This is a genomic window from Mucilaginibacter sp. (assembly GCF_036383575.1).
Lineage (GTDB): Bacteria > Bacteroidota > Bacteroidia > Sphingobacteriales > Sphingobacteriaceae > Mucilaginibacter.
The window spans coordinates 1-10,883 of the sequence record NZ_DASVOB010000758.1; the positions used below are offsets into that span (position 1 = coordinate 1).

Annotated in this window: 8 protein-coding genes; 3 read left to right on the forward strand and 5 right to left on the reverse strand. The window is 43.1% G+C overall.

All coding sequences use genetic code 11. The features are described from left to right. The 3 genes from VF500_RS27055 to VF500_RS27065 form a co-directional block, all read left to right on the forward strand. The coding region (locus VF500_RS27055) for a S8 family serine peptidase (protein WP_330862652.1) at nt 1–415 on the forward strand (415 nt) is incomplete at its 5' end. 117 nt (nt 416–532) lie between these two features. Further along, nucleotides 533–2,611, forward strand: coding sequence for a carboxy terminal-processing peptidase (locus tag VF500_RS27060; protein ID WP_330862653.1), 2,079 nt, complete (start codon nt 533–535; stop codon nt 2,609–2,611). Nucleotides 2,612–2,767: 156 nt separating this feature from the next. Further along, entirely contained in the window at nt 2,768–3,229 is a 462-nt protein-coding gene (locus VF500_RS27065; RefSeq protein WP_330862654.1) for an Lrp/AsnC family transcriptional regulator, read from the forward strand. Between the two features lie 103 nt (nt 3,230–3,332). Here VF500_RS27065 and VF500_RS27070 read toward each other — a convergent pair whose 3' ends face one another. The 5 genes from VF500_RS27070 to VF500_RS27090 form a co-directional block, all read right to left on the reverse strand. Continuing rightward, nucleotides 3,333–5,024, reverse strand: coding sequence for a protein-disulfide reductase DsbD family protein (locus tag VF500_RS27070; protein ID WP_330862655.1), 1,692 nt, complete (start codon nt 5,022–5,024; stop codon nt 3,333–3,335). A gap of 42 nt (nt 5,025–5,066) precedes the next feature. Beyond that, on the reverse strand, nt 5,067–5,513 hold the full coding sequence (locus VF500_RS27075; RefSeq protein WP_330862656.1) for a protein-disulfide reductase DsbD domain-containing protein: 447 nt from the start codon (nt 5,511–5,513) through the stop codon (nt 5,067–5,069). After that, nucleotides 5,510–6,604, reverse strand: a complete 1,095-nt coding sequence (locus VF500_RS27080; protein WP_330862657.1) for a cysteine synthase family protein — start codon at nt 6,602–6,604, stop codon at nt 5,510–5,512. The genes VF500_RS27075 and VF500_RS27080 overlap by 4 nt, the downstream gene beginning before the upstream one ends. Before the next feature lie 294 nt (nt 6,605–6,898). Beyond that, a complete protein-coding gene (locus tag VF500_RS27085; protein ID WP_330862658.1) occupies nt 6,899–9,754 on the reverse strand; it encodes a M16 family metallopeptidase in 2,856 nt (951 codons plus the stop codon). Nucleotides 9,755–9,884: 130 nt separating this feature from the next. Beyond that, nucleotides 9,885–10,883, reverse strand: a 999-nt coding sequence (locus tag VF500_RS27090) for an alpha/beta hydrolase family protein (protein WP_330862659.1), incomplete at its 5' end; no start/stop codon positions are given.

The following is a 10,883-nucleotide window of genomic DNA, read 5'->3' on the forward strand; positions in this document are numbered from 1 at the left end:
CTTTCCCAATCGTAAATATGCAAATGGTAGCGAAGCAGGGGCCTGGATCGTTGTAGGTGCTTCAGCGCATAAAGATGATGCCCTGCTCAAAGCACCGTTTTCTAATTACGGCAAAACCGCTGTAGACGTTTTTGCTCCCGGGGTGCAAATTTACAGCAGTATACCAGGCTCCAAATATGCTTATTTTGACGGTACCAGCATGGCTTGCCCCGTAGTGGTAGGTTTGGCGGCATTGATCCGTGAGTATTACCCAAAACTTAAGGCCCAGCAGGTAAAAGATATTATTTTGCAAAGTGTGGTTAAGGTGGATCATAAGGTATTGCTTGATAACAAAGAAGTTCCCTTTACCGAGTTATGCCGTACAGGGGGAATTGTGAATGCTTATCAGGCTCTGCAATTGGCATCCACCTTTTAAGACCTAAAAACCGGACGTTTATAGATTCCATTCTTTTGAGCAACTTGAATTAATTAATACTTACTTGTTACGTAAAAAACACAGCGGCACTTCCCACAAACTCAGTTAAAAAACAATATGTTAAAAAAATCAATTCCGTTACTTTCAATTTTTGGGCTGCTTATTTTCACTGCACCCAAAAACCTGAATGCCCAAAATGCAGCAGGCCAGCTTCATCCCGATGATAAGCAAGCAGAGGCCTCCAGGATAGTATCCAAACTGATAACCACAGCCAATTATAAAAGTATCACCCTTAACGATTCGATCTCGGCACTTATCTACGACCGTTACATCAAAAGCCTGGATATTAATCACAATTATTTATTGGCTGCCGATGTTGACGAGTTTGATAAACTAAAATACAAGCTGGATGATAATATTAAGGCAGGCGAGTTAGCTGGTGCTTTCGGCATTTTTAACGTTTACCAAAAACGTTTTAAAGAACGATGGACATATGCGTTATCATTATTAGATAAAAACACCGATCTCAACAAAAAAGAAACTTACGTTTACGACAGGAGGGACCTTCCATTTATTAAAACACAACAGGAAATGGACGAGAACTGGCGCAAACGCGTTAAGTACGATCTGCTGAACCTGAGTGTGGTTGTTGCCGATATGGATAAAAACAAGCAAACGCTTAAAAAACGCTACCAAAGCCTTTTAGACCAGGCAGAAAAGATGACCGGGCAGGATGTTTTCCAGATATTCATGGGCGCGTTTACCAATTCAGTCGATCCGCATACCAATTATTTTAATCCTTTTTACGCCCAGCAGTTTAATATACAAATGGCCCGGTCGTTAGAGGGTATTGGTGCTACTTTGGGCATTGAAGATGAATATGTAACCATCAGCGCACTAACAGCGGGCGGCCCGGCGGCCAAAAGCAAACAGGTTGGTATTAACGACCGTATCCTTGCGGTGGCCCAGGGAAAAGATGGCGAATTTGAAGATATAGTTGGCTGGAGACTCGAAAACGCTGTATCGGTGATCCGTGGCCAAAAAGGATCTGTTGTGAGGCTAAAACTGTTACCCAAAGGCAAAAGCGCTACCGACGAACCTACCATCGTTGACATCGTACGCGACAAGGTGATATTGGAAGAGCAATCGGCAAAAAAGGAGATCCGCACCTACAATACCAATGGAAAAACAACAAAAATAGGCGTAATTACAATTCCATCCTTCTACATGGATTTTAAGGCTTACGAGGCCGGAAACCAGAACTATAAAAGCACCACCCGCGATGTAAAGCTGATACTTGATACCCTGAAAGCCATGAAGGTTGATGGTGTGATGATAGATCTGCGGCAGGATGGCGGCGGTTCATTAACCGAGGCAATAGCGTTAACCGGCTTATTCATTAAATCAGGGCCGGTAGTGCAGGTACGGAATACCCGCGGCCAGGTCCAGGTTGACCAGGATAGGGATACAAGTGTTACTTATGCCGGTCCGCTGGCTGTAGTGGTTGACCGTTATAGCGCTTCGGCTTCCGAAATTTTCGCGGCCGCGATACAGGATTACGGTCGCGGATTGATTTTAGGGTCACAAACCTACGGTAAAGGAACTGTACAAACACAGCTTAGCCTTGATCGCGCCGTTGCAAACACTAATGAAGATTCGGCTGCAGATAGCCCGGAAGGTAATAAATTTGGACAGCTTAACTTAACCATGGCCAAGTTTTATCGCATTACAGGTAGTTCAACCCAACATAAAGGTGTTACGCCAGATATTGATTTGCCAAGCTTGATACAAGCCTCTAAATATGGTGAAGATACCGAGCCATCAGCATTACCGTGGGACACCATTGCCAAAACAGACTACAAACCGGTTGGAAGTTTCGACAATATCATCCCCAGCTTAACAAAGTTGCATAACGAGCGCGCTAAAAGCAGCCCGGCGTACCAGTACTTTACCGATATGATAGCTTACCTGAACAGGAACGAGATGGTAAAAAACATCAGTTTAACTGAAACCGATTTTAAAAAGCAACGCGAAACTAATGAAGCAGCGGCGCGTAACCGGGATAATTTAATACGCAAAGCCATGGGCTTACCAACCCTAAAAAAAGGCGAAACCAACGGCAAAAAAGATGATCTGGATTTTACCAAAAGAGAAGCAGGTCAGATTTTGACAGATTATATTTTATCAAACAAATAGACCAGGTTTGATACTGCCTTTTTTAAATTGGCAGATTAACAAAAAAGCTGCATCACACAAGTGGTGCAGCCTTTTTGTTCGTACCAATTCAGTAAAAACGAGTATATTTATAGGCGCTTTTATCGTTATCCGATAAGGGCGTTTCCACCCGCAGGCATGAGTAACTTAGATAAAACAGATTTTGATATCCTGAACATATTACAAAAAGACGCTGAATTAACTCATAAAGAAATTGCCTTCAAGCTGCGAAAATCGGTATCTACCGTTCATGAGCGCATCAGGCGTTTAAAGCAGGAAGGATATATCCTGAAAACAGTAGCCATTTTAGATAGGAAGAAGGTTAATAAAAACCTGCTTGCTTTTACGCAAGTACTGCTGAACGATCATACGTTTGAAACTTTAAGTACTTTCGAAAAAAAGGTGATCACCTTTCCGGAGGTTATGGAGTGCTTTCAGATGACAGGTACTTTTGATTTTGTTTTACGGATTGTTACTGCAGATATGGATAGCTATCATGAGTTTTATCGGCATAAGTTAGCTACCCTGCCCAATATTACCACTGTGCAGAGTTTTTTTGTTTTATCTGAAACCAAAAGCGAGACAGCCTACCCTATTTAACCTGCATCTTTATATAAACCAGTTGTAATAAAGCATAAAAAAAGCACCCTCTTCCGGGTGCTTTTCTATTAACTAAACTTATTTTAAAAGAACGAAATGAAGATTATTGGCGATATGCGTCTAAACCGCTTTTTAAAAATTTGTAAAAGCTGACTGCATTGTAATCAGCCCCCTGCGGTGCTACAAGTACCTGCTCGGTTTTCGGATCAAGCAGCACATAAAATGGCTGTGAATTAGCCTGAAAACGTGAGGTTTGCAGATAGCTCCATTTGTTGCCGATAGTTTTTATTTTACGGCCCTCGGGGGTAACTGTTTGCTCAGTGGTAGCCAGATCAGTTTTATCATCTACATAAAGCTGTATCAGCACACAATTTTGATTGATGGCTTGCGAAACCTGCGCATCTGGCCAGATGTTTTCTTCCATTTTGCGGCAGTTAACACATGCATGGCCTGTAAAATCGATCATGACAGGCTTATTCACTTTTTTAGCATAAGCTATTCCTTCATCATAATCAAAAAATGGATTGAAGCCCTTTGGCTTATCAAACAGCGACACGTATTTTTGAGGATGGGCATCGCTTTGGATCGATGTTGATGTAGGTGATGAATTACTAAGATCAAAATCTTGTGTGGCTTTTGGAGGTAAAAAACCGCTGATAGCTTTTAGCGGAGCGCCCCATAAACCAGGAACCATATACACTGTAAACGACAGGATGAGTATAGCCAGGAACAACCTCATTACCGAGATATGCTTTACAACGCTATCATGCGCAAAGGACAGTTTACCCAACAGGTAGAAACCCATCAGCGCAAAAATCACAATCCATAAAGCGAGGTACACTTCCCTGTCAAACCAATGCCAGTGGTAAGCCAGATCAACATTACTTAAAAACTTGAGCGAAAGTGCCAGTTCTAAAAAGCCAAGCACCACCTTCACGCTATTTAACCAACCACCCGATTGCGGCAGTGATTTAAGTAACGATGGAAACATGGCAAACAGTGTAAACGGCAAAGCCAAAGCCAGCGAAAACCCAAACATGCCAATTGCAGGCCCCAGCAAGGCACCACTCACAGCTGCCTGTACCAGTAATGTACCAATAATCGGCCCGGTGCAGCTAAATGAAACCAGCGATAAGGTGGCAGCCATAAAAAAGAGGCCTAACACGCCACCCTTATCGGCATTTTGATCCATTTTATTTACCCAGCTATTAGGTAAAGTGATCTCGAACGCGCCAAAAAATGAAGTGGCAAAAACAACCAGCAGTGCAAAAAACAATAAGTTAAATACGCCATTGGTTGCCAGGTTATTGAGCGCGTCGGCACCAAAAATCATAGTGATCACTAAGCCTAACACTACGTAAATGGCGATGATACTTAAGCCATAAAAAACAGCCATCCGTATAGCCTTTGACCGGGAATGCGATTGCTTGGTGAAATAGCTTACCGTAAAGGGCAGCATGGGGAATATGCAGGGCATAAGCAGGGCAGCAAAACCACCCGCCAATCCAGCTAAAAAAATTGCCCATAAGGTTTTTTGGCTTTTTTGCTTACCTACCGGTTGGGTTGTGTTTTTTGGGGCCTGTATAACTTTTGGTTTACCATCGTTACTTGCTTTTGGAGCTGTAACTACGGGCGCTTTTGGCTGCTGTACCGGTGTGAAAGTCAAATCAGCACTTGATACTGTATCCGGCGTTTCATGCGGCATGCAACAAAACGAACTAAGCGTGAGTAGCACCAATAAACCAATGATGCTTACCGATAAAATACGCTTATTACTTAACATTGATAAAGCCATTTTGGCTGTTATAATTTGTTTAAACACCTTAAATGATTGAGATTATTTTACAGGGATGCTGAAGTCGATATCCTCGGGTGGTAAACATTTCTGATCGTTGCAGGTCATGTATTCCAGGCTACCGTTGATTGTTGCTTTTCCTTTCTTAAGTTTTACTTTTTGTTGGAAAATGACGCTCTTTTCAAAATAGCTAACTTCCATGCCGAACGTTTTCTCCATCCGGCTTATCGGGGTTGGTTCGGTGGGTTTACCAACCGGTGTGTAATCTGTCGATTTTTTAAACGTGAAGCTGGTTTTTATCGGGCCGCCATCTTTTACATTTTGCGAGTAAATGTGCCAGCCCTCATCAATGGTGGCCTTCATAAATACAACAGCTTCGGTCGCGCTTATTTTCTTTGCCGCGTAACTCCAGTGTACAGGTTGTAATATCTGTGCTTTAACCATGCTGCCCAATAGCAGGCATGCGGCAAGTATTGTTAATTTTTTCATATAGTTTGTTTGGTTTTAGTTATCTCGTTAATAAATGGATGAGCTGCCAGGCGGCTCATGGGGGTGTAGTTTTTGAAGGTGGTGAAGCTGGATATGTATTCATCCCGAACAGGCTCGTCCCTAACCAGGTCTGTGCTCAGGTATTTCTTGTTACTATCACAAAGGAGGGTCACCACGGTAGCATTTTCGCCAAGCTGTTGTTTTAGTTTGATAGCGCCGATAACGTTAGCACCCGATGATATGCCTACAGCCAACCCCAGCTGACTTGAAAGTTTCTGGGCCATCAATATCGCGTCGCCATCATTCGCCTGTACTACTTCTGATAATTCATCGAGCTTTACAATTTGAGGTATAAACTCGTCCGAAATTCCCTGGATCCGGTGGCTACCCACTTTGTAACCTGTGGTTAGGGTTGGGCTTTCAGCCGGCTCAAGCGGATGGATGAAGATGCCAGGGTTCATCTGCTTTAAGTAAGCGCCCGTTCCCATTACCGTGCCCCCGGTACCAACACCGGCAACAAAAGCGTCGGGCGTTTTACCTACTGTTTTTAACTGTTCCCATATCTCGGGGCCGGTAGTTAATTGGTGGGCTTCAGCATTAAAAGTATTTTCGAACTGGCGGGGAAGAAAATACTTATCGGATACCTGGGCCATGGCTTCGGCAAGGCGGATGCTGCCTAAAAAGCCACCCTCCTGTTTGCTAACCAGTTTTATTTTTGCACCAAGGCTTTTGATGATATCAATACGCTCGCGGCTCAACCAATCGGGCATCATGATAATAACATTGTGCCCCAAAGCTTTTCCTATTGCGGAGAACGCGATACCTGTATTTCCACTTGTAGCCTCAACGATAGTGTCTGTAGTTTTGATTTTGCCCTGATTATATGCCTGGTGCAGAATGTACAAAGCCATCCTATCCTTCACACTCCCGGTAAGATTGTAATTTTCGCACTTTACAAAAATACTTCCCGGTTTGCCCCGGTATTCAAAATGCAATTCGAGCATTGGGGTATTGCCCACCATATGCCATAGTTGATCGAATTTATTTCGAATTTCGGGACTTATTTCTGCGTATATCAATTCCTTCACCATAGTTTTAATTATAAACTGACCGTAAATTTCAGGTAACCAAATTTCAGTATCAACGAGTTTGAAAAAAACCGGATATTTTCCGGAAAACGCTTAACAAACCATCGTTTTTTTCGGTTTAACATATCTTCCAGCCAAAAAATCAATTCTGATTTTCAGCACAAACATTAGGTTGGAACCACATTGTTGAAAAAACGCATCCATTAGCTCAAATGGATGCGCTGAAACTGCTAAACTGATCTCATTTTACTATATGAAAAACGATAAAGAACGATGAGCTGATTTACTGAACTTTTATTAAAAAGGAAGCGCTTCGGGCAAAAGAATAAGCCTGATTAGGTTTTTACCATTGATGTTTTTAGCAGCCATATTTTTGACATCATCAACACTCACGGCATTGATCAATGCCGGAAAAGTATCCAGTTGGTTCAAAGCTTCCGAGTTTTGTTGTTGACCGTTGATGTAGGCGAGCCACCAGGTATTGGTTTGCATCTCGGTTTCGTTACTCCGGTTAAGCTCGGCACGCCATTTATCAATATTAACCTGGTTGGGACCGTTTTTTGTAAGCTTATCAACTTCATCCAATGCCGAAGCTATAAGCTTATCGGTATTTTGCGGTGCGCAGCCGAAGTTGACAATAAGCGAAAATCTCGATTGCGGTAGCTTAGCTATGTTTAAAGATACTGTTGGCGAATACACCCCGCTTTCTTCTTCACGTAACCTTTCCAGTAAACGTATCTCCAGCGCCTCTTTCATGGCATCCATTGCAAATAGGTTTGCCTGGTTATAATCAAACTCGCCTGACCATACCAACATAACGGTCGATTTTGGCTCTGAACCTTTATTAACACGTACCTCCTGCTTTCCTTCGGGGATATGTATGCCCAGATCTTTAGCATCAGCCGGTTTATCCAAAGCAGGCAGGCTTCCCAGATATTTCACCAGCAATTGCTGGATAGTTTTTACATCAAAACTGCCAACAAAAGTGAAAGTAGTACCCCCCGCATTGCCAAAACTTTGGCGATAAATATCAAAGGCCTTATCCAAATCGATCTGTTCTATTTTTTTTAAGCTCGGCCCGGTTCTGCGGATATTATGGTTACCCAGCACAGCGTTCACGGTATCCTGAAAAACACCTCCCGGCGAATTTGCACGATTTACAAGGCCTGCCTTCGCCCGGCTTATTAAACCATTAAATAAATCCCGGTCTTTTCTGGGTTGGGTGTAATAAGCGTAAAGCAGCTTTAAAGCGTTTTCAAGATCGGCCGGTGTTGCTGATCCGCTTACGCCTTGTGTTCTTTCGCCCATAAACATTTTCACGGCAAACTGTTTATCTGCCATAAATTTAGCCAGTTCAACCGCGCTGTAATTGCCGGCTCCAAATGAGGATACGATAGCAGTAGCGTTAGCTGCAGATTGGTAATCGCCATCGTTATAAACAGAAGTACCTCCCGGAGCAAAGCCATTAAACAATATCTGGTTATCTTTAAAAACAGTCGGCTTAAGTACAACCTTTATATGGTTGGCAAGTTCGATAGTTGTGATGTTAAGGGCGTTATCCGTTTGGCTACTTAATATGCTGCCACCTTGTGGTAACGAGCTCAGCAAAGGCTTATCGCTTACCCGGTCAACATACTGCGATTGCTTTTCCTGCTCAACCGTATGCATCCATTCAATTACTTTGCTTTCGTTTGGTAAAGATGAGCGGCTACTTTTAGGTGCCTGGATCAGGATATCCCTGTCGGTTGCTTTGATCATAATATTGGCCAGCTGGTTTAACTCCTGAAGATCAATACCCGGCAAATCTTTTTTTATCAGGGCGTACTCATACTCAATACCCGGCGAAGCGATGCCTTTTAAAAAGTATTGCAGATACTCGTTAACATAACTATCCGAATTTACTTTGTTCCGCTCTTTTAAAGTGGCTTCCATTTTACTCAGGTAGCTTTGTTTGGCGCGTTCAAATTCGGTTTGGGTAAAGCCCAGGCTTTTTACCCGGTAAACCTCCTGCCAAACTGCCTTAAACCCTTTTTCCAGTTGACCGGGGTTGGCTTCAACCTGTACCGAAAGTTGATCTACGCCGCCCAGCAGCTCCCCTGCTCCTATTGATGCATTGATGAACGGAGGTTCTGGTTGATGTTTTCTATCGTTCAGCCTTTCATCTATTATGATATTAAACAATTGCCGGGTGATGGCCTGGCGATAGTCGGCTGTTGTTTTTAGCCCTGTACCGGGGAGTTTAACTATCACCTGCGCCACTGTCGAGGTCATTTCTTTATCGGTAAGCGCCATAAAGTGATTTTTACCGTTAAGCTTCACATTATATGCTGTCCGGGAGCGTTCATGAAGCGGACTTTTAAGGTCACTAAATTTTTGCCTGATGCTGACCTCCATCTGGTTTACGTCGATATCCCCAACAACGATCAGTGCCTGTAGATCGGGGCGGTACCAATCCTGGTAAAACCTGCGGATAGTTTGCGGCTTAAAATTATTCAAAACCTCGTCTTTACCGATAGGGATCCGGTTTGCATAGCGTGAGTTATTTAACAACATGGGCCAGTATTTTCGTTCCATGCGTTCGTCTGCTCCTTTACCCAATCGCTCCTCTTCTAAAACCACTCCCCGCTCCTTATCGATCTCAACCGGATCGAGTGTTGCTTCCTGCGCCCAATCGCGCATTATTTGTATGCCTTTTGCCAAAACCGCAGGATCATCTGATGGTAAGGGCAGCTGATAAACGGTTTCGTCAAACGACGTGTAGGCGTTAAGATCGGCACCAAAACGTACGCCATTTTTTTGTAGGTAATTAACCAGTTCGCTTTTAGGGAAATGCTTTGTGCCATTAAAGTTCATGTGCTCTAAAAAATGGGCCAGCCCCTGCTGGTCGTCATCTTCAAGTATCGACCCTACTTTATTGGCGAGGTAAAATACTACCCGATTTTTAGGTTCTTCGTTGTGGCGGATGTAATAAGTTAATCCATTAGGCAGTTTGCCCGTGCGCACAGCCTTATCAAAAGGTATTAACACCGAGGTTGCTTTATTGGCATGCGTGGCGTTAATAGCCTGTGCAGTAACCGGCAGGCTACCAAACCCTGCCCATACAGCTGTAATCGCGATACCTATTGCAGGGATTTTTTTATATAGAGGATTCATTTTTAGCTTTAATAATTGCGTATTGATATTCAAGAAGTATTTTTAAAACAATAGTCACCCAAGCGAATAGCCAGAAAGCTATCCGTTGCCAGTTTATTTTATCGATGATTAAAATTTGATTGCGAAAGCCTTAGTTAAATTTTTTAGTGATCCAATCGCTAATGATCTTCAATGCATCCGGCGAAAAATCTGATTTTATTTCGGGGTACTCTTGTAAGTTACATTTTACACAGGGCAAAAAAAGATGGTTCAAGCCCGGCATTACCACGGTAGTAACATCTTTGTTCCCTCCCATCTCTGGATATTTTTTCCAGTTATCCAGGTTTTGTTTATAAGCAACCATGAGGTCTTTATCTCCATTAAGCGCCAGTATGGGTACTTTAACCCTGGTCAGGAATTTTGCAGCATCATATTTAATAAAATACCTGTACCAAGGCCCCGCGGCTGTTTTACTCCAGCTGTAAATAGGAAACCTGAAATGATCAAACTGTACATGGAGCGTTTGAAAATAAACGCTGTCTTTTTTACGCCATACCTCAAAAGTATCCATCAGGTGTTTCTCCATATCATCGGCATCAGCATATTGCAATGCCGTTTTAAACATCAATGAATCTACCTGGTTAAAGCGTTTTTTGTCATAATCGGGAATGGGGGCAGAATTAACCAACGCCTCATTTTGTAGTATCTGTGCCTCCAACCCGTTAGTGGCCAAACCAGCTACGCTAACCAAAAATTTAACATCGGTTGAGTTTGCTGCCGCGATACTTATAGCAGCCCCGCCTTCGCTATGGCCAAGCAAGCCTATTTTATTGGGGTTGATGCCTGTTATGGTTTTCAAATAATCAACGGCGCTTAAAGCATCGTCGGCAAAATCGGCAGTAGTGGCCGTTTCATAAACGCCGGTTGTTTTTCCTGTACCCCTGTCATCTACCCGCAAAACAGCAATGCCATGATTAGACAAGTAATTGGCGATAGTTAAAAACAGTTTATGCCCTGCCATTGCACCATCCCTATTCTGCTTACCGGTGCCCGATACAATAACCACTGCCGGGCAAGGCTTATTTACTTTTGGCAGGGTTAAAGTAGCGCCGTAAGTTATGCCGGTCTTACTGCCTGTAAACACAGCGCT